Consider the following 22,385-nt stretch of genomic DNA (forward strand, 5'->3'; position numbering starts at 1 on the left):
GTTTTGTGAGCACTTGCGCCGCCACGGTCGTCCCCTGGCGGCGCGGGTGAAGCGAAATGCGGACGCGCGGCTCGCATCATTCGGGAACCGCGCGACAAACCCGGATGTCGGAAGATATAAGCCTGAATAAAACCCCGACCGGGAAGCCCGGTCGGGGAGGCGCGCTCGACCCCTCAAGAGACGCCGTTGAAGTCGCTGGCCGTCAGGTTGTAGTTGCCCTTCAGCATCAGCACGAAGTCGGCATCGGTGTTGCTGTCGACATTGCCGTGGATCACCGTGAACTCGTCGCCGTTCAGCACCTCGTGCGTCACCACCACCTGGCCGGCCGCCGTCAGCGCACCACCAGAGGCCAGCGAGAAGTGCTGCACCCCATCCATCCCGCTGTTGGCGTCGATCGCCGCAAAGTCGATCTTGTCGCCGGGCTGGAAGCCGTGGATCACGTCGCCGTCGGCAGCCCCTGCCGACAGGAAGCGGAAGGTGTCGTTGCCGAGCCCGCCGTCCATGACGTTGACCGCAGCCGTGGCCGTGATCGTGTCGTGGCCGGAACCGGTGATGACGTTCTCGAAGCCGTAGACCACATCCGTCCCGGTGCTGCCGCCCGACACCTGGCCACGCTGCATGAAGCCGTTGCCAAGGTCGACCGTCAGGTTCGCCGTCGCCACCGCATAGTCCAGCGTGTCGTTGCCATAGCCGCCCCAGTACTGGTCGTCGCCGTCACCGGCCGAGGCGATCACCGTGTCGTCGCCGTCACCAGCCCAGACCTGATCCTCGCCGGCCCCGCCCTCGATGAAGTCGTTGCCCGCTTCGCCATGGATCATGTCCTTGCCGGCATTGCCGAACAGCATGTCGTCGCCGGCCCCGCCATGCAGCTCGTCATCGCCGGCTCCACCAGTGACACTGTCGTTGCCGTCGCCGGCCGTCACCACATCGTCGCCGTCCTCGCCGCGCAGGATGTCATTGCCCGCATCGCCGGCAACGATATCCCCACCACCACCGGCAAGGATCGTATCGGCACCAGCCGCCCCAATCAGAACATCCCCAGCAACAGTCCCGATCAATGTCCGAGCCGCAACAGGAAGCGGATCCGTGCCGCCGTCACCGGAGCCATCGTCATCGCCGCCGCCCTGGTTTTGGCCATCATCGTCACCGCCACCGTTGCCGCCACCGTCGCCACCACCGGTCTGGCCATCATCGCCACCACCGGTCTGGCCATCATCGCCCCCGCCGGTCTGGCCATCGTCGCCACCGCCGGTCTGGCCATCATCGCCACCACCGGTCTGGCCATCGTCGCCACCGCCGGTCTGGCCATCATCGCCACCACCGGTCTGGCCATCATCGCCACCACCAGTCTGGCCATCATCGCCCCCACCGGTTTGACCATCATCGCCACCACCCTGATTATCCTGCTGGTTGGTTCCGAAGATGTCTTCGGGCAGGCCAGTCAGCCCGGTGTTGCGTGCAATGATCGCGGCAAAGCCCTGTTCTTCAACGATGTCGTAGAAGTCGAGGTTTTCCACGCGGTCGAGGTAGTAGAGGCGATCGCCTTCCTGAATGCGGTCCAGTTGTTCGTGCAGGATGACCCAGAATGTCTGCCCGACGACACCGCCGTTGATGTGCTTCTCGGCAAGGCCGCCGACGAATAAGTCGACACGGTCTATGCCCTTGACGACGCCAGTGCCATCCGGCTGCATCGCGACGTCAATATTGGGATTGATCTGCTTGAATTTCGCAATGTCGCCCGCCTGCAGTACGAGGTCCGGATAGGCTTGGCGGAACTGGTTGATGACAGTGTCCGACAGGCCGTTGCGGGTCTGGAAGTCCTCCCAGGACGTATAAGGGTTGAGGTCGCCGGCGAAGCCGACAGCCTCGTGCACATAGGGATCGGTCGATGCCAGGAGATCCGCGCGGATCTGGTTCATCGAGCCGAGGCCCACATCCCATTCGCGGGCAACGTCGAAGGCGAACACGTCAGCGCTGCTGCGGACAAGATCGTTGCGCACAGCATCAACGAGGTTGACATCGACTTCTTCTGCCGGCTGCACGACGCCACCGGCAAGGATGCCGTTGATTCCGAGCTGTTCATAACCCGGTTGTGGCACGTAGCCGGGAGGCAACGGGGCAGTGAACGCGCTGACGTCATTCGTCGGATTGAGGAAGGCGTCGAACAGTGCAACCTGGGTCGGATGGCCTTGCGCATCCATAACGGTCAGGTTCTGGCCGATCAGCGAGTGGCCGAAGCGATAGGCCGCCGTCGCGAATTCGTGCGACACGCGGGCATCGACGTCGGGGTTGTACTCGTTGAAGCCATGCTCGCCGTCACCCTTCATCCCACCGAGCAGCTTGTCGGCAAACTCGGTATAGACGACACGCTGGTATTCGGCCTCGTTGATCACCTTGGCGGCCTGGAAGAGTTCCTCGGCCGTACCGGCGAAACCAGCCTCCAGCAACCCGGCCACATGGAAGTTATGGTTGCGTGCCCAGATGGTATGGATCGCCGTCAGGGCAACGTTCTCGTTGGCCCGTCCATCGCCGGCCACATAGTGATCGAGCAGGCTGATGAAGGGGTTTGTGTCGAGCAGCAGTGCAAAACCGCTGCCCATGAAGTTCTTCGTCATCTGCGGCAGCATCGTCTCATCGATGTGTCCGGTAGCATCCACCAGACCGGCGAAGTAGTCGCGGAAGGCAATATGGCCACCCGGCAACGAAGCTGCCGTAAAGACCGTGTTGTTGGCCCAGTGATGCATGATCAGTTCACGCAGGTTGGGCAGCAGGTTGAAGTCCGGGTTGGATGGATCGGGTGCACCGGCCAAGAGCCGACCGCTGAACCCACCATGACCGTCGCCTTCCCTGAGGAACTGACCGACGAGCTCATCGGAGCCGTAAGCCTGGTTCTGGTCGGCAAAGGGCGAGGTCTTGTTGAGGTTCTCCGGAATGCCGTTGGCATCGAAGCCGGAGACCGTTCCGCGGGTCAGATCCGCCGGATTGTCGGTACCAGGCGTATGTCCGGCACCTGCTGCACCGATCTGGATCGTGCCGTTGCCACCCTTCGGCAGGAAGTCGAGTCCATGGTCGAAATACTGGCCAAACGCCATGAACAGGCTGTTGGCGTGTTCGGCACTGGTCGGCAGGTTTGGTTCCTGGGTGCCGAGCGCATTGCTGATCGCACGCGGATCCAGCCCGTTGAAAAGCGGGTTGATATCCCGGTTGTGGATGGTGTCGTTGTAATCCCCGAAATGCGCACCCGTGAGACGGATGAAGGGCTGATCGGCAGATCCATAGTCGGCATGCGCGCGATTGTTGCCGGTGCCTTCGAGGTCACGAATGCCGACCGCGTCATTGTCTTCGCCGCCCGGAAGGCCGTTCACCAGGTTCTTCAGGGCCGTGAGATCGCTGGCCGTCAGATGGAAGGCGCCACTGCCTCCGGGATTGTCGTTGCCGCCGCCTCCACCATTGCCGCCGCCACCGTTTCCACCGGTGTCGCCGCCGCTGCCGGAGCCGGAACCGGAGCCGGCCTCAAAGGTCGGCGTGCCGGCGCTGGCAAAGGTGACCGAGTGCGTGCCGTTCGACATCGTGGTCATGCCATTGGCCGTCGTCGATGTGTAATCAGCCAGGGTCGAACCTGGTGCAAGCTTAATCACGTCCTGCGGACGCAGAGTGCCGACGATGGTGTCATGGCCGCCGTTCGAGGTGAACACGATCCGGTGTGCTGACGTCAGCGAACTGATGTCCACTGTATCGTCACCGGCCGAGCCGTCGATTGTGATGGTGCTGGTAAGCAATGTGGTCGGAGCGAAATTGCCGATGACCTGGAACGTATCGCCACCACCACCGCCGGTGATCTGGATCTCCTCGATATTCGCAAGTTCCGCGACGACCACATCATTGCGCGTGATCACGATCTGGGTCGCTGCCGCAATCGTGATGCCGGCCGCGATTGCATCGGCGCTGGCATAGACCTTGAAGTTCTCGGTAGTCGCGTCGCCCACGATCTGGACGGTATCGGTGTCGCGACCGCCGTCGATAATGTCACGTCCGTCGGTGGAGCCAACGATGATCAGGTCATTTCCGCGATCCCCAAGGATCGTGTCATTGCCCGGACCGCCATTGATGATGTCGTCACCACGGCCGCCGTCGATCGTGTCGTCCCCAGCACCGCCATTGAGAATGTCGTTGTCGCGATCGCCGAGGATGGTATCGTCGCCGTCGCCTCCGTCGACAGTATCGGCCCCGCGGCCTGCGTCGATCGTATCACTGCCGCCAAGGCCAAGGATGATATCATCGCCTCGGTCGCCGGTGATCGTGTCTGCAAACGCTGTGCCTGTGAGTGTGTCAGCAGCACGCGTGCCGACCAGGGTCACGCCAACACCAGGTATTGGCGGCAGCGCCGAATAGATCTGCTCCAACGTCCCATGGCCGTCCTGGTAGAGGGCACGCACACGCAGGTTAAGCCCTGCCTCCCCGTCAGTCACCGTGAAGCTCGTGCCATGGGCACGCTCCACCTCGCCGGCACCGAAGGTAAGGATGTCCTCGTAGACGCCGGATCCGGGAACCGTCTCGACCTGCCAGAAATAGTCGACTGGTCCGGTGATTGTCCCGGTCGGATTGGTGGCGCTCACATTGTCGGCATCCGTGATTCCAGCAAACGACACCGTCAATACCGTACCGGCAGCAGCCGTCTCGACAGGTGTTACACCGTCGAGGATCGACATCACGCCGGAAGGCGCAGCATTCGTAACGCCGGGAGCCGCATTCGGGAGCAAGACCGAGCCATCGGAGAACTGCAGCCGCTCGATGTTCGTCAACCGGTCGGTGCCGTCGGTGCCGACATTGTCCGTCACCGTCGTCAGACCACCGACCGTCGTGATCGTGTAGTTCGCCTGCCTGCCCGAGAAAACCGCCGTGTCAAAGGCGGCCGTGCCGGTCTTGATCTCACGCACGATGTTCAACTGGCCAGGGCTCCACGTGCCATCCAGCATCCTCGCCTGGAATTCCAGATCGGCCATGCTGTCGAAGGAGGCAATTTCCGGGCCGGTGTGGTTGGTGTCGCCTGCCGCGTAGACGGCGATGCGGACGTTCAGCCACTTGTCGCCGTCGATGACGTCGTCGCCGCCGCGACCCTCGATGATGTCACTTCCGTCACCGCCAAGGATGATATTGCCGCCGTCGTAGAAAGTCTTGTGTGCCCCGGGCGCGAGATCGGCCGCGTAGGCTGTATCGAGCAGCTCCTGCAAACCGTTGATCAGCGCGATGTTGGTCAGCACGCTGCCCGTTGCGCCTTCTGTGGGCAGGGCTGCAGCGTCGACGTCGTTGCCGTGCAGCACGTCGCCAAAATGCGAGCCGGAGATGCCTTCGACTATATCGAAACGGATCAGCGGCGTTTGCGAACCCGGCATCTGGGGCGAGTCGAAGAAGCGATCCGAGATGTCGATGTAGACGCCGCGTTCGTTGTCCTTGAAGTCGGCCCAGTCGTAGCCGGAGCCGCCGATGTAGCGGTCACCGAAGCCGGTCTTGCCGACCATGATGTCGTCGCCGCCTTCGGCATTGAACTTGTCGTTTTCACCGTCGCCGATGAAGACGTCGTTGCCGATGATCGGGTCGTTGCCAAGCGGGTCGAAATTGTCGCCAGGCGCTCCGTCCGACGTTCCTTTCTCGATCCAGTCATCACCCTCATTGCCCATATCCTGTTCGTTGGCCTTGCTGCCCAGGATGAAGTCGTTGCCCTGGCCGCCAATTGCTTCCGAGGCGTCCTCTCCGGTGATGATGAAGTCGCTGCCGAAGCCGCCGATGATCAGGTTGACGCCGTTGCCGCCCTGGATCACGTCGTCGCCGTCGCCACCCTGGATGTTGTCGTCGCCGCCGATGTCGGTGATGATGTCGTTCCCGTCACCGCCGCGAAGCTGGTCGTTGCCGTAGCCGCCTTCAATGCGGTCGTTACCTCCGTCGCCATAAACGGTGTCGTCGCCGGCACCCGAGATCAGTATGTCGTTGCCACTCGGATTGGCGAGGCTGCCAGGGTTGGTGCCGCCAAGCACGATGTGGTCTTCGCCGGTATACTTGATGTAGTTGCTGTCAGGCCCGGCAGTGTCGGGATTGTCGCGAACGACCAGCGGATTGAGATCCGTGCCTCCTTCTGTCGGGTCAGCGCGACCGTCCGCGCCAAGCCCGGTGAACTGTTTGGTCGGATCGACCTCGAGTGTCCAGGTCGGCGTCGAAAAGACAAGTGCCGACAGGTGCGTCGCGCTTGTGTTAGCCATGATGAGCTTGGCGAACGAATTCCCCTCCAGCTCGGCGTTGAAGGCCAGGCCCGCGGTGCGTTCCAGATAATAGAAGCGGTCGCCGTCCTGCAGCTTTTCGAGCTGGTTCTCGAAGATGAAGTTGAAGGTCGAACCGAGCATGCCCCCGAACGGGTTCTTCTCCTCGGCAAGGCCGCCGATCCACAGATCGATGGCGTCGAGACCTGTGGTGGTCACGCCGTTAGCGAGGCTCGCCCAGGTACCGGTGGAGTTGAGGAAGTCGAGCCGGTCGGCAGGTTCGCCAGCTCCGCCGAGCACGAGGAGTGTAGCTGCCGCGCGCTTGGCCGCCGTTGTCGTGGCAGTGGTGATCGAGTCGTGCGTGCCGTAGGCGGCAATGAAATTGATCACCGATTCCGCGTGCTTCAGGTGCTGCACCAGGTCGGCCCAGCTCGTGTACGGCTTAAGGTCGGAGTTTCCGGTCTGCCGGTAGATGTCGCGGCGAACGGCATTCAGCGAGGGAATGCCGACATCGCGGCCACGCGCGATGTTGATCGCCGGCAAGTCGAGGGGCAAACCAAGCAGATTGTTGCGAAGCGCTTCGGTCACGAACTCGTCGATCTCGTTGCCGACCTGGCGGGTGACGCCGCGTACGATAGCGCTGGTTGCATCCTCCGGAGTGGTCCCGCTCGCGGCGAAAGCCAGCGGGTTCAGGAAGGCTGCGATCAGGCCGGTCTGCTGATTGCCGGCTTCGGTCGGGTTTCCATCGCCCACAACGTTGAAATTCTCATCGTAGCGGTCGACCGTCTCGGTCAGCATCGAATGGCCGAAACGATAGACGGTATGGGCGAACTCGGCCACGATCGACGGGTCGAGGTCGGCGTCATAGACCTGCGTCGGGGCGAAGAACAGGTCGACATTCGGCTGAATGGTGCGCGCGAACTCCTCGAACACCAGATGCTGGTACTGCATCTCGGTGCCGAATTTGGCTGCCTGGAACAGGCGTTCGCCGTCCCACTGCAGGGCCGCTATCTCTGTAGGTGTCGTCGGGAAGGCAGCTGGTCCGGTACCTTCAACCAGCCATTCCTTGAGGAAGTCGAGGTTGTTGGCCGCGAGGACCGTTTCCTTGGTCTGGTCGACCAGCCGGTTGTGTTCGTGGTGGAAGATCGAGTGCACGGCGGTGAGGCCGATGTTCTCGTTCACGCGTCCGTCGCCGGCGATGTAATGGGCGTCGAGCAGTTCGTTGTCGTAAGCAAGGTTGTTGCCTCCCGGTCCGACGGGAACGGCATTTCCGGTATCCGTATCGGCATCGGGCGCGAGAACACCGGCATTGAACACCGGCACGGCGTTATGCGCGATATCGTTGAGGAAGGCGTGGCCGGTGCGCACGGCATTGGCAAGCGAGATCGGCGCAAGAGGATTACCCTCGACAAGGACGTCGTCACTCGTCCCGCCGATGCCGTCAGCCCCCTTCATCACGACCTGCGGGAAGCCATTCGGCCCGCGAATGAAATTGCCGTAGGCGTCGGTGGCCAGCAGAGGCACGTTGTCGAAGTCTGCATCGGTGAGATTGATGCCAAGGATGTCGTTCGCCTGTGCCTTGACAACCTTCCAGGTCGCCATGCCGCCGATCTCGCGATCATCACCGCCGCCGAAGTGACCATCCGCGCCGAGATCCCAGTTGGTGATCAGCTTGCCGGTGGCGTGCGCCCCGGTACCGTCCAGACTGTAGGCACGCAGGAATACCTGGTGCGATGGATGCGAGGAATAGGTCTGGTTCTGGTCGACAAATGGCGTCGTAGTGTTGGTGCCAGCGTGGGTATTGTCGGCGGATTCGTCAACGGCGGTCGCCGGGTTGTCGAGCAGGATGCCGTCTGGGCCTGCTTGCGTCGCCCGCGTCACCACCATGAAGTTCGAATTGCCGCCGGGGACATAAAGCGGATCGTCCGGCTGCAGGGGAATGTAGATGGTGCCGTTCCCCCCCTTGGTGACGAGGTCAAGTCCGTGGTCGAAGAACTGACCAAAGAACGTGAACCAGGAATTGAAAGGTGCCGAGAGGCCTACGTCAGGCGCGACCGCGTCGATCTTGAATACGTCTTTGTCATCAGCCGTGCCGAAGAGACCGTCGATTCCCGGGCTTTTGACGATCGAGACGCCGTCTTTCAGGACGTCGTCATTACCCGGTGCGCCGAAGTCAAGTTGGCCGTTGAGGCCCGGATCGAACGCGGCAGCGTAGGCCGCCGGGTTGTTGGCGGTCTGGTCAACGACGAGATTGCTGATCGTGCGCGGATCCGAATCGACGACACTGATCGATGAATTGTAGTTGGTGTTGGTGACGGGCGGCGGCCCGCCTGGTCCCAGGCTGAATGGACTTTCATCCTGCTCGTCCAGGAAGTTCGGTGGTACCACCCGCGGGAACGTGTTGTCGGCCGCCCCGAATTCGCTCTGGTCGATACCGTTGAGGTGCACGAGGTTGTTGTTTGAGCCGTCGACAGCACGCAGCCCAAGCGGCGAGCGAACGTTCGGGATCAGTGACAGGAGGCTCGCACCGTGCGCGTGGGCTTCGGCAATCTTGATCTGATCAAGAATGAACTGCAGGTCGGAGACCGCCATATGAATGCCGGCGCCGCCGGCGGTGACTTCGTTGAGCGGAGCTGCGACGGTCGGCGGGACGACAGGTGCAGCGGCGATCGCTGCAGTCGGTGCCGAGAAGACCGTTTCCGTCACACCATGGGCGTCCTGGTAGTAGGCCTTGACACGGATAGGCAAGCCAACAAGGTCTGGCGTCACGCGGAAGTTGACGCCATCCGCGCTCAGGAAAGCAAGGTCGCCCGCTGGCAGGAGGATGATGTCTTCAAAGACGCCATCGCCATTGCGATCGACTTGCCAGTAGTAGGAGACGGACTCGGTGATTGCCCCAGAATCGGGATTGTCTCCATCGGTCACGCCGGCAATCGACACCTCAAGCAACTGGCCGGCTGTCGGTGTGCCGTCTGCGGCATGCGTTGTAGCATCGCGAATCTCAAGCAATCCAACCGGTTCCGCGTTGAGGCCGGGTACGACGACCTGGGCCTCATCCGCGAATTGCAGCCGCTCGATATGGGTCAGCGTATCCGTGCCATCGCGGGCAACCACACTGTCGGCGACCGTTACGATGTCGTCGCTGAAGTCTGCCGTTCCCCTGTCGTCGATGGTGACGGTATAGTCGGCCCTGTTGCCCGAGAAGACGGCCGTGTCGAAGGCGTTTCCGCCGGTCGAGCTGCCATCCATGATCTCGCGGATCGCATGCAATTGGCCCGGATTGTAGGTGCCCGCCAGCATGAACGGCATCAACTGGACCATGTTGTCGAATGAGGCAATCGGCGTGCCGGTGTGATTTATGTCATCGGCCGCATAGACGCCGATACGCACGTTCAGCCACTTGTCGCCATCGATCAGATCGTCGCCGCCGCGGCCCTCGATGATGTCGCTGCCGTCACCACCGAGGATGATGTTGCCGGTCGCAAATCCCGTCGTCGACAGCCCGGCACCCCCGAGCAGCGCGTCGAGTTGGTCGATGAGTGCAACGTTGGTCAGTGCGCCTCCGGTGGCGCCTCCATGGTTGACGATCGTGACGGCGTCAACGTCGTCGCCGCGCAGTACGTCGGCATACCTCGAACCTGACAGGCCTTCCACCTCCGCGAAACGGTCGAGGATCGAAGCAGGCGAAGCGCCGATGGGCTGGAAAGCGCCGATGTTGGTCGCCGGTGCGCCGTGTGGTTGCGCCAACGCAGCCAGCGTCAGGTCAACGGTCACGCCGAAGCGGTCATTCAGATAGGTGACCCAGTCGAAGCCCGACATCCCGTCCATCTTGTCCTGGGCGTCGCTGCCGGTGAAGATATCGTCGCCGCCTTCGCCGATCATTTCGTCGAAGCCGCCGCCACCGATGAAGATGTCGTTGCCGATCACGTCGTCGGCCAGCACAGGCGAGAAGTTGTCGCCGGGCGCTCCGTCCTGAGTACCCATTTCGATCCAGTCGTCGCCTTCATTGCCGGTCGGCGGCAGATTGGTCTTGGCACCGAGGATGAAGTCGTCGCCGGTGCCGCCGAACGTCGTCGAGATGTCTTCCGTGGTGATGATGAAGTCCTGGCCGTCACCGCCGAGGATCAGGTTGCCAAGAACCGACATGCTGCCGACGACAATGACGTCGTTGCCGGCGCCGCCTTCAATGCGATTGTCGCCAAACGAGTCGGACAGGATGTCGTCGCCGTCGCCGCCGAGAATTGTGTCGTTACCCGCGCCCCCCTCGAGCCTGTCATTGCCGCCATCGCCATAAAGAGTGTCGTCGCCTTCGCTCGAGATGATGATGTCATCGCCAGCCGTACCACCGAGAACGACATGGTCCTCGCCCGTGTAGTGGAGATAGTTCGTGTCCACTCCACCCGTCGCCGGATTGTCGCGAATAACAAGAGGAACAACTTCGATGCCATTGATCTCGAGACCGCCGGTCGGATCCGCGCGGCCATCGGCACCGAGCCCGGTGTGCTGCCGTGTTTGGTCGACTTCGAGCGTGAAGGCAGGTGTTGTGAAGATCGCGTTCGGCAGATGCGTCGCGTCGCTATTCAGCATCACCAGCTTGGCAAAGGAGTTGTTTTCCAGCTCAGTGCCGAAATGCATGCCAGCCGTGCGCGACAGATAGTAGAAGCGGTCCCCGTTCTGCAGCGATTCAAGCTGGGTCTCGAAGACGAAGTTGAAGGTCGAGCCGAGCATGCCGCCAAACGGCATTTTTTCTTCCGCAAGGCCGCCGATCCAGAAATCGACGTCGTTGAGGCCGCCAAGCGAGCCACCGGCATAGGCGCCGGTGGCGTTGAGGAAATCTAAGCGGTCGCCCGGAGCTCCGGCTCCGCCAAGGACGATCGCGGTCGCAATCGCGCGCTTGTCGACCAATGTCGTCGCGCTGGTGATCAACGGATGCGTGCCATAGGCCGCGATGAAGTTGATCAGCGACTCCGCGTGCTTGAGATGATCGGCAAAGTCGGCCCAGCTGATATAAGGCTTGAGCTGGCTGTCGCCGGTCATGGCGAAGAATTCGGCCCGCGCGTTGTTGAACGAGGGAATGCCGGTGTCACGGCCGCGCGCGATATTCAGCGCCGGCAGGTCGAGCGGCAGGCCAAGCAGGTTGTTGCGCAATGCCTCGGTGACGAATTCGTCGATCTCGTTGCCAACCTGGCGGGTTACACCGCGAACGATCGCGCCGGTCGCCTGTTCGGGCGTCAGGCCACTATTGGCATAGGCAAGCGGATTGAGGAACGCCGCGATCAGGCCGAGTTGCGGGTCGCCACCGACGGTATTGAAGTTTGGATCCAGGCGATCGACCGTCTCGGTCAGCATAGAATGGCCAAAGCGGTAGACCGTATGTGCGAACTCGGCAAGAATCGCCGGGTTGATCGTGGTATCGTAGCCGTTCGGCGCTAGAAATTCATCGACCTGAGGCTGGACTGTGCGAGCGAACTCCTCGAACACAAGATGTTGATACTGCATCTCCGTGCCGAATCTCGCAGCCTGGAATAGGCGTTCGCCATTCCACTGCAGGGCGGCGATCTCTTCCGATGTAGTCGGGAAGGTGTCTGGCCCTGTATCGGGAATCAGCCATTGCTTGAGAAACGCAAGATCGCCGGATGTCAGCACCGTGTCCTTGGTCTGCTCGACCAGCCGGTTATGCTCGGAGTGGAACACAGCGTGCACGGCGGTAAGGCCAATGTTCTCGTTCACACGGCCGTCGCCGGCGATGTAGTGCGCGTCGAGAAGCTCATTGTCGTATTGGCCGGCAGCAAGCGGGCCGGTGTTGACGATGTTGTCCGCATCCGGGGTCTTGCCGGTGGGATCGGCATTGTGCGCGATGTCGTTCAGGAAGGCATGGCCGGTGCGGGCCGCGCCGGCGAGGCTGATCGGCGCGGCCAGGTTGCCCTCGGTGAAGGAACCGTCGGTCATCATGACCAGCGGCATCCCGTTCGGCCCCTTGATGAAATTCCCATAGGCATCGACAGCCAGAACCGGCACATTGCCGACATCAGCATCGGTGAGATTGATGCCGAGGATGTCGCGAGCCTGTGCCTTCACCACGGCCCAGGTTGCCATGCCACCGATCTCGACATCGTCGCCGGTCCCGAACAGGCCGTCCGCCCCGAGATTGCGGTTGGTAATAAGTTCGCCAGTCGCCACGGGATCGCCATTGGCATTCAGCTCATAGGCGCGCAGGAATACCTGGTGCGAGGGGTTCGAGGCGTAGGTCTGGCTCTGATCGACGAAGGGTGAAGTCGTGTTGGTCGCGTCCAGTCCGCCCGCAGCTCGTTGCAGGACCATGAAATTAAGAGCGCCAGGCGCCGTGCTGAAAAGAGGATCATCCGGTTTCAACGGGATGAAGACAACTTCGGTCTGGCTCTGGCTCTTGGTCACCAGATCGAGTCCATGGTCGAAGAACTGGCCGAAGAAGGTCATCCAGGCGTTGAACGGCGCCGACAGGCCTGCATCAGCGGTGACGTTCGGGATGAAGTTGACTGGAGTGTCGTCAGCTGTACCGAACAGACCGTCCAGCCCGGGGCTCATGACGACGCTTGATCCGGGCGTCTGGGCGGCTGCGGCCTGAGCTGCCGGGTTGTTGTCCGTCTGATCGACGATCAGGTTGCTGATCGTGCGCGGCTCGGAATCCACAACCGTCGTTCCCGGTGTCGCATAGCTCGTGCCGCTCTCCGCGGCCTGAAAGGATGGGTCGGTAAGGCGCGGGAAAGCCAGATCTGCGGCGCCGAATTCGGGATGAACCAGATTGTTGAAAGATCCGTCGACGGTCCGGAGGCCCAGGGGCACCTCGGCGTTTGGCAGGATGTCGGTGAGGCTCTCGCCGTTAGCATTGCGCTCCGCAATAATGATTTGCTGCAGGATGAAATCCAGATCTGAACGAATGAATTGTACCATAACACCCTCCCCAAAGTTGCCCTTCGCCCTGGACAAAGCTTCGCCCTTCGCACAAACGAAGTGCGCTGCGGGCTGCTTACGTCGCCGAAGCTATGGCCGAGACAGTTGGTCGGTCCTCAAGGACCACCCTTCGATGATTATGCAGTTCCAGGGGTCAGTGCACGAGGGGACTAGGTCGCATAATCATCTGGACAACCGTCCAGCCATCGACGGCACTATGGTCGCTCTTTGTCGAGACTTTGGTCTGAGACCAAGGCCGCTTTTTCGGCGATAGTGACTATCCGCCAGAAGCCGCACTCCTATTGAGAGGGAAGCGATTTGGCACTGAGGTCGGAGACCGTCCGGTTCAGATCAACGACACACACTGGCCTAGCGAACAGGGTTTGGGAGAGGGAGGCGGCTGTCGTGACCGCAATTCGGGCCCCTCTTGTTGCAGCTTTCGGGCCTACGCTTTGGCAACCCCGCGCCAGTGATTGCCTTCCCTCAACCAAGGCGAGCGGGGACTGCCAATGACATTGACGAGCTACATTCGAATGGGAGTGCCGTCGGAAGGTACAGTTAGCAAAATGGTGATCGAAACGCCGACGTCGTGGCCAATGAGGCAGAATCAATGCGGCAACGACACGGGACCGCGTCTCAACGTCCTCGAAAACAAGGCCACGGCTTCCCGCGCAGTCGCGCTATGGCCTGGCGGACGGTGCCGAAGACCGCGAACTGGCCCGAGGGTCGCTGCAAGGCTCGACACGCTCGCAGCAGCGAGGATGGATCCCCCTACACTGCACGCCTTTTTTGACCGAAGGTGTTTAACTTCTTCGTCGTCGACTTCGCCTCTATGGATTCCGCACCGGTCTAGTAGCCGTATTGTTCCTGGCTATAGGCACTCTTGTTTAACACAACACCGAGCACGTTTGTCTTTTCACGCAGGCTCTGCTCGCAGATATCGACTTCACTGACCGTGCTCTGTTCGGATGCGGCAACAAGAATGACCCCGTCCACGTTCGGAAGAAAGGCGAGCACATCGTCGGTAGAGAGCATCGGGGGCAAATCATACAGGATGACGTCTGGTTTCATTTCCTGACGCATCTCTTCGAGGGACTTTGCGGCCGCGGCGCTTTGAAGGAGCTCGGCCGAAAATTGCACTGGATGCCGGTTTGGTCCGATTGCCAGGTTGTCTCCGTAACGGAAGAATGTCTCTCGCAAACCCGCATCGCCCTTCAAGAAGCTCTCGATAGAGCCTGAACTTCTGATCGAGAGCGTTTTGCCGATCTGCGGGCGCCTGAGGTCAAGGTCAATCAGGACCGTCCGGCAATCCTTTTGATTGGCGAGGCTGAAGGCAAGATTCAGCCCAATGCAGGTCTTGCCACAGGCCGGCGTGGGAGATGTTATCGCAACCGAGGTCCAGTTGTTTTGTTTGAGGATACGCAACAGCTTCGTGCGCATCATGTCGAAAGCGGCGTGGGCCGAAGACGATCGATTCAAGGTGATGATGCGATTATTGGCGGCTGCCTCATGGTCAACGACCAGCGGAGAAAGCCCTTCCCATGCCCCCCTTACAATTCCGAGCGGCTCGGACATGACAAGACTGCGATCGTCCATCTCGGAAATTCCTCTACTACGCGACGATCTGCCAACAGATTCCATTACCTGTCCTCGATCCCTACGTCGAACCATGACGTTACTCGGTTTTTAATTTGACATTAACGCACGTCATCCGTGCCTCATTCTCTGTCAGCGGAACATTCGCGTGACGCTGTTGAGCTTTCGTTTCAAGGGCGGCGTTCGATTTTCGTAAGGTGTGGGGATGAATGGGATCACCGCTAACGGCTGTGCCTCAAGCATCTGGACGAGTTCACTTGGCCGGCGGATCGTCTTGTTCAAAAATTCAAGCAGCGCAATGATTGCAAAACTCAATGCGAGCCCCGCAGCAAAACCAGCAAATACGATAAAGCGACGCTTCGATCGCATCGGTTCCAGCGGTGCCGTGGCTTCCTCTAGAAGCGAGAAGCGTCCACCATCCGACCGTGTCTCGATCTGCTTGCCGAGCGATGCCTCCGCCCGCTTGGCGATCGCCGTGTTGTACAGGGTTTGCGTGTTCGCGAGTGTGCGTTCCAGGGCATTCAATCGGATATCAGTTGCCGGCGTAGCAACGATGGATTGATTGAGGGCCGCTATCCTTGCTGTAATTTGCACTTTTTCCTTATCGATGGCGTCTATGCGCCTGTCGACGTCGGACAGCTGAAGGTCCAACCCAGATTGAGCCTTTGAATCCCCGTTCCCTTGCTTCTCTGGAACGACCTTCGCTCGCAAGGCGGCGATACGAGCTCTCAATGAAATGATGTTGGGGCTTGTCTCTGCAAATACCGTCAGCTGATCGGAGAGCGCCTTGTTAAGATCGAGCAACATCTGTTGTTCGGCAGTCAGCGGTTCCCCGGTCGGGTACTTCCCGGTCACCATGTAGGTTTCGACCAGAAGACTGCGCCTGGTGCGCAAGTCCGATTGCTCCCTATCAAGAGATATCAACCGCTCCTGCAATCCACTCTGCTCGGTACGGCGAAATGTGAGGCTTTCAGGCAGCGTGTCCCTGTTGTCATTCTTGAATTTCAGGAGATCCGCCTCGATGTGATTGAGTTCACCGTCGAGCCTCTTCACTTCCTCATCGAAAAACTGCAGCGTGTTGCCGGCACTGTCGTTTCTTTGCTTCTGATTGCTGGTCAGGATGGACGTTGCGAGTTCATTTGCGACATTTGCCGCCAGGGTCGCGCTGCCGGCCTCGAAGCCGATCGTGAAGACAGATGCTCCATCGGCGCTGCTGACCTCGCCTTGCTCAAAAATGATCCTCGAGCGAAGATTCTTAACAAGAGAATCGACCGGAGGCTGTTCCTTTTCACCGGCATAGATATTCAGTTTGGCCGCCAGTTTTACGAGATTGTCACGTGTTGTCAGTTGCTGCTTGATGATCTGCAATTGGCCAAGTGAACTTATGGGAACGGTCGATTGGACCAGAGCCACTGGAATCTGCGGTGCCTCGACAAGGATCTTCGCAGCCGACATGTAGCTGCGTGGCATGAGGGTAGCGATTGACAGAGCGATCAGCGTGGTCGCAGTCACGCATACGAGGATATAGGGCAGCCTCCGTCGCAGAATGGAAAGATAGAAACCAACATCAATGTCACCCATTGCGAATTCATCCGAACTTGAGAACCAGAGCGGCGTAGTTTGACCGACATCTTCATTCAGTTTTCGGGGCGACGATAGTTCATCTATAGTGGAGACGTTGCCTGGTGCCCGCTAGTCCATTTGGGTGATGCCATATGAAAACCAAGTCGATTGCGTCAAACCTTGCGAACAACCTTTCGTCTTGGTTCCTCCCCGAACGGGGTTAAACTGTAAGCATTATTGGTTATACGTGCGCACTTGCACATTGAATGCTGGGAAAACTAATATAACGCCAGATCATGTTGCTTTACATCGACCCGTTTGATGTCCGGCGAGTATCTTGAGTATTGTAGACAATCCGGAACCTAGCTGATGCAAGAACAGCAACGTCGGGTACGCAGCAGCAAGTTTCTCAGCGGGATCTCGCGGGCCATCACGTTCGCCGTGGCCGCTTCTTTTCTGACCGGGGTCTGCTCAGCTGTTGCGAGCCCTCTTTTTCCAAATACGAAAATCCGTCTAACGCTCGTGCAGTGGATGCCGACCAAGGGCAGTTACGAGCAATGGGCAACCGTCGGTGGCGAGTATACCGTGTCGGAGGAAGGGACCATTTCTGTTCCACTCCTCGGTCCGATTTCGGTTGACCAGCTGGACGAGGTGAGCCTGGCATCTTTCATAGCAAAGCGGCTAAAGGAAAAGATCGGACTGGTAGATGAACCCGCCGCCACCGTCGAAGTCTTGAAGTACCCACCCATCTATGTCGTTGGCGATGTCGAGAAGCCTGGCGAGTATGATTTCCACGGCGGGATCACCGTCCTTCAGGCCTTGGCAATGGGCGGGGGCCAGCGTCGCGCTGCCAGCAACTTACAGAGCTCCACCGATGTTACAAAAATGGTTGGAGACCTGAAGGAGATCGATAATTCGATCGTCCGAAGTACAGTGAAGATCGCCCGCCTCAAGGCCGAATTGGCCGGGGAGAAGTCTTTTCAAGCTCCAAAGGAGAACTCTGACGCAACGGCCTATCCGGATGCCATCTACACGCAGGAGCAAACGATTTTTTCCGCCAGAGCCAACGAACTTTCCAGACAGTCCAAATCTCTTGGTGCCCTGCGCGACCTCCTGTCAGAGGAGATAAAAGTTCTCGAGGAAAAGACCAAAAGCACGGATCTCAATATTGCGTCGATACAACAACAACTTGAAAGCACGATCGCCCTCATCGAGAAAGGTGCCATTGTCGCAACCCGTCAAGCAGACGTCGAGCGTGTCATGAGAGGTTATCAGAACGATCGCCTCGATCTGACCGTTGCAATCATGCGTGCGCGCCAAAGCATAAGCCAGACGACGCGGGATCTGGAAGGACTCTACGACAAGAGACAAACGCAAATCGCGTCCGATTTGCAGTCGGAGCAGGCAACGATAAGTCAGCTCCGATTGAAGAAAGAGACCACGCAGAAATTGTTGACGGAGGCCTTGTCGTCAAGCAGCGCCATTCAATCAAGCGAACCACCGAGGCTTCAGTTCACGATTGTCCGACCTGCCAAGAGTGAAAAGAGCGCTGAGATAGACGCATCTGAGACGTCAACGATGGCGCCCGGCGACGTGCTAAAGGTGACCTTGCGCGCGGAGTTGCAACCATTAGCGTCAAATTCGTCAGACGAAGGTGAGGTCACTGCGCCGACCCCGGGTCAATAATCCATCTGCGGTAACAACGAAATCCTGGCGAACTCGATCAAATCTGGACGAATGTTTATGACCCTCCCTGTTGGCGACGGTAACAGAAGTTACATCCAGATCATCAGATCAACCGTCCTCATTGGCGGATCATCCGTTATAAATGTGGTGTTCTCGATCCTTCGTAACAAAGCGATGGCGCTGCTCCTTGGGCCTGAAGGCATCGGCGTGATGGCACTCTACAACTCGATCGTGGACATGTCCCAGACCGTTGCTGGAATGGGGATCAATGCAAGCGGCGTTCGCCAGATCGCCGCTATCAATAAGCAAGACACTCTCCGAGTAGCAGAGGTCGTAACCGTTTTAAGACGCGTCTCGCTGCTTCTCGGGCTCCTAGGAGCGGTGTTGCTGCTGCCATTTTCCGGACTCGTGGCACAATTGACCTTTGGGGACCGACAACACACCGCCGGCGTGATGATCCTCTCGCTCGCCATCTTCTTCCAGGTAGCAGCCGGTGGCCGCACGGCACTCATGCAGGGGACACGTGATATCCCCGGTCTCGCCTGGATGAGCGTTCTTGGAGGTCTGTTCAGCCTGGTGATCGGAGTGCCATTTGTCTATTTTCTCGGAAAGCCAGGCATTGCGATTTCGCTGGCGGCAGCGGCCTGCGCAAGTTTTGTCGCTTCCTGGTGGTTCAGCCGCCGGATCGATATCCCGAGCATTTCTCTTACGGCGCGTCGGGCGTACCAGGAAACAGCGGCGTTGTTCAAGCTGGGCATCGTCTTCATGGCAAGCGGTTTCCTGACGATGGGCAGCGCATACGCGATCCGGTTAATCGTGGCGTCAGAGGACGGATTGCACGCAGCCGGCCTGTATCAAGCGGCATGGTCTCTGGGCGGCCTCTACGCAGGCTTCATCTTGCAGGCCATGGGAACGGACTTCTACCCCCGGCTGACGGCGGTCTCCAGTGATAACGTTGAGTGTAACCGCCTCGTCAACGAGCAAACTGAAATCAGCATCATGTTGGCTGGCCCAGGTCTCATCGCAACACTGACCCTTGCCCCGGCGGTGATGGCATTGTTCTATTCCTCCGAATTTCGGGATGCGGTCGACATTCTCCGTTGGATCTGCCTCGGAATGATGCTTCGAATTGTCGCTTGGCCGATTGGATTCATCATCCTGGCGAAAGGTGCCAAAGGGATATTTTTCTGGTCGGAAGTTGCTGCCACCGTTGTCCACGTCGGCATCGCATGGCTGTGCGTGCCGGTACTGGGACCTGCGGGCGCCGGCCTCGCATTCTTCTGCCTTTATGTCTGGCACACCGGTCTGGTGTATTACGTCGCGCGACGGTATACCGAGTTTCGCTGGTCACTCGCCAATCGTAGACTAATACTTGCCTATCTTCCTATCGCGACAACGGTTTTCGGGGCTTTTCAGCTTCTGCCGCTCTGGGAAGCGACGGCCGTAGGACTGGCCATCACGACGGTTGTGGGTTTCTTTTCCCTGAGGACACTCGCCAGCCTGCTGCCAGAACACGTCTTTCCGAGAATGATCCGTCCCCTCCTCGTTCCTCGCGGCGGCTAATGCACCACACTCCTCTTGTTCCGTCGGCGACAGGCGATTGGTACCTGTTGACCGTGCCATGCGGCACAAACCGGCCACGTGTGAGGCTAACACGTTGGGAGGAGCAGAAGCTGCATTCAGGCGACGGACAAGTGCGTTTCATGCCTCGGCAGGGTTCCCAAGGCTGGTATACACAATTTTCGTTGGTGAAGTGGTGCGCTACTTAGACAGCAATGGGGTGACCAGTTGGCAAGAGAGGCCAAGGGAAGAACCTTCGACGAAATCCGATCCACGCAGCCCCTCGGCGAACGAGCCACGACGCTGCTTCCCCAGATGTCCCTTGGCAGGGATTGAGGGAATTTCTGGGTTGTCTACCGTCGCTGTGACGTAAATCCCCGGTGGAAGTCAACGACAAGAAGCTTGTCGCAGCGCCGATCCCACCACGTCTCCAAGCTCGCGGCGAGGTGCCTGCAATATTGGTCGATGATGTCGTGGTTCGCTTTCGACGAAGGTCTTAGCGCTCGTCGCCTGCCGCGCATGACACTGCAGGAATTGGCGCGCAGAGTGCGCAAGGGACGTCACAAGCCGCTACGCACCGGTTTCGTGGACGCGTGCTCTCAGCTGCGACCAATGCCTGCCCGTTCTCTTCTAAGGGATGGCCGGCGGATCAACCCGCCCGTTCAACCATCTGGAACGAATAAAGCGACGCCTTGATAGCATCGACGACAGACGTCAACTCGATGTCCGTCATCTGCGCGTACAGGGGAAGTATGATGCAATGTTCCTGCGCTGCGGTGCTCTCTTTCAGGCTCGCGGCAACGCGAGACAGCCCAGGCTCGGCATAGGCTTCTTCCAGATGGATATTCATGATCCCGCGCCTGGTCGATACGCCGCGATCAAGCAGTTCCTGCATGATATCCCGCTGATCGAGATATCCAGACAGACTGACGCAGAAGCTCTGCCAGTTGCTCCGCGCCCAGGCTGGTTCAACTGGCGGCATGACATTGGCTGTTGAGCGAAGTTGTTCGGTATACTGGCGCGCAATTTCGCGCCGTCGTGCGACGATGCCCGGAAGGCGTTTGAGTTGTTCGCGACCGACCGCGGCCTGCATATCGGTCATCCGGTAGTTGTACCCCAACTCAGGGTAGGATTCGAAAATAACCTGTCTGGACCCATGCCGTACCGCGTCCGTGACACTCATCCCATGCTGACGCCAGAGACGAAATTTCCGGTCGTACTCCGGGTTGGCGGTCGTCAGCATGCCGCCATCGCCCGTGGTCACGACCTTTCGGGGATGGAAGGAAAAACAGGCAATGTCGCCGTGCGGCTTCCCAATCTTTTCCCAGCGTCCCTTCCAGAGAATCTCACTGCCTGTTGCGCAAGCGGCGTCCTCGATCACAGGGATTCCATGCCTCGATGCAATGGCAACGATGCGATGTAGGTCGCAGGGCATTCCAAGCTGGTGGACGCAGATGATGGCTCTTGTACGAGGCGTTATGGCAGCCTCGATAAGATCCGGATCGATATTATAGCCGTCCTTTTCGATATCGACAAAGACAGGCATAGCGCCACAGTAGCGGATTGCATTTGCGGTGGCGATGAATGTGTGGCTGACGGTGATGACTTCGTCACCGGCCTCAACGCCGACAGCCCTTAGGGCAAGATGGAGTGCCGTCGTACAATTGGAAACCGCGCATGCGTGTTGCGCGCCAACATAGTCTGCGAACTCCTGCTCGAACGCTGCCACTTCTGGGCCTTGCGTTACCCACCCCGACAAAATGACACGGCGGACAGCTTCAACCTCCTGCTCGTCCAGGACAGGCTTGGCAACCGGGATCTGGCTCATGCAGCTTCTCCTGCAGTCAGGGTTTTCTCCTGGCGCCACCATTCAACGAGATCCCGCAGGCCCTCTTCCATGGTCACCTCAGATCGGAAGCCGAGCATCGTCTCCGCCTTCTCGGTGGAAGCCAGACGCCGCGGCACGGCGTTGACCTTGCGCGCCGGCCCGAACTGCGGCTCCAGGGACGAGCCCATGACCTTGGTCAGCAGAGCCGCAAGCTCTCGAAGGCTCGTCTCGGTGCCACTCGCCACGTTGAACACCTCATCGCTTACGTCGGACTTTGCGGCAAGGAGGTTGGCCCGTGCGATGTCATGCACATGCACGAAATCCATTGTCTGTGTACCATCGCCAAGGATGATCGGCGGCAAACCGCCAGCAATGCGTTCCATCCAACGGATCAGGACTTCGGTATAGGCGCCGTAGACGTCCATGCGCGGACCGTAGACGTTGAAGTAGCGAAGCGCGACGTAACGCAGGCCATACATGTCCGTAAAGCTGCGCAGCAGCCCTTCGTTGAAAGCCTTCGCAGCCCCGTAGATCGTCCTGTTATTATAGGGGTGATGTGTCTCGGTGGTGGGGAAGATGTCCGCCAACCCGAGCACGGAGGCGGATGAGGCCGCGACCACTTTCGAAACTCCTGCCTGCACCGCCGCTTCGAGCACATCAAATGTCCCGCCTGCAAGGACATCGAATGCTAGTCGGGGCTCCTCCGCGCACTGTGTAATTCGGATAGCTGCCTGGTGAAAGACAACGTCGATGCCCTGGCTGACCTCTTTGAGAAGCGCCCGGTCCCGGATGTCACCCTCGACTATGGTTACAGGAGCCATCGCGATGGCATCAGCGAGATTTTCACGCCGGCCGCGAACGAAATTGTCCAGGATCAGGATTTCCCGCGGCTCCTCGCGAGCGACGAGATCTGCAATGTGCGAGCCGATAAGACCCGCGCCGCCGGTGATCAATATTCTCTTGTCTTTCAT

General features: G+C 59.5%; 7 protein-coding genes. 2 read left to right on the forward strand and 5 right to left on the reverse strand.

Annotated elements, in window-relative coordinates:
- Nucleotides 1-173 precede the first annotated feature (173 nt).
- From FHT77_RS19270 to FHT77_RS19280, 3 genes are all read right to left on the reverse strand, one after another.
- Complete coding sequence (locus FHT77_RS19270; protein WP_183756514.1) at nucleotides 174-13,181, reverse strand: peroxidase family protein; 13,008 nt, start codon at nucleotides 13,179-13,181, stop codon at nucleotides 174-176.
- Between the two features lie 849 nt (nucleotides 13,182-14,030).
- Nucleotides 14,031-14,777: a CpsD/CapB family tyrosine-protein kinase gene (locus FHT77_RS19275; protein WP_183756515.1), complete on the reverse strand. Its 747-nt coding sequence runs from the start codon at nucleotides 14,775-14,777 to the stop codon at nucleotides 14,031-14,033.
- 132 nt (nucleotides 14,778-14,909) lie between these two features.
- Nucleotides 14,910-16,358: a Wzz/FepE/Etk N-terminal domain-containing protein gene (locus FHT77_RS19280; RefSeq protein ID WP_183756516.1), complete on the reverse strand. Its 1,449-nt coding sequence runs from the start codon at nucleotides 16,356-16,358 to the stop codon at nucleotides 14,910-14,912.
- A 351-nt stretch (nucleotides 16,359-16,709) separates the two neighbouring features.
- On the opposite strand from FHT77_RS19280, the gene FHT77_RS19285 reads away from it, so the two are divergent.
- The gene (locus FHT77_RS19285) at nucleotides 16,710-18,026 is read left to right on the forward strand and encodes a polysaccharide biosynthesis/export family protein (protein WP_183756517.1); all 1,317 of its coding nucleotides are present in this window, start codon (nucleotides 16,710-16,712) and stop codon (nucleotides 18,024-18,026) included.
- 57 nt (nucleotides 18,027-18,083) lie between these two features.
- Nucleotides 18,084-19,589 (forward strand): O-antigen translocase, encoded by a 1,506-nt coding sequence (locus FHT77_RS19290; protein WP_183756518.1) that lies wholly within the window; start codon nucleotides 18,084-18,086, stop codon nucleotides 19,587-19,589.
- A 646-nt stretch (nucleotides 19,590-20,235) separates the two neighbouring features.
- On the opposite strand, the gene FHT77_RS19295 is transcribed toward FHT77_RS19290, so the two are convergent.
- Together FHT77_RS19295 and FHT77_RS19300 are read right to left on the reverse strand one after the other, a co-directional pair.
- Entirely contained in the window at nucleotides 20,236-21,414 is a 1,179-nt protein-coding gene (locus tag FHT77_RS19295; RefSeq protein WP_183756519.1) for a DegT/DnrJ/EryC1/StrS family aminotransferase, read from the reverse strand.
- Nucleotides 21,411-22,385, reverse strand: a complete 975-nt coding sequence (locus FHT77_RS19300) for an NAD-dependent epimerase/dehydratase family protein (RefSeq protein WP_183756520.1) — start codon at nucleotides 22,383-22,385, stop codon at nucleotides 21,411-21,413. Before FHT77_RS19300 ends, FHT77_RS19295 begins: the two co-directional genes overlap by 4 nt.

The sequence above is a fragment of the Rhizobium sp. BK181 genome, assembly GCF_014193305.1.
In the GTDB taxonomy this organism is placed as follows: domain Bacteria; phylum Pseudomonadota; class Alphaproteobacteria; order Rhizobiales; family Rhizobiaceae; genus Rhizobium.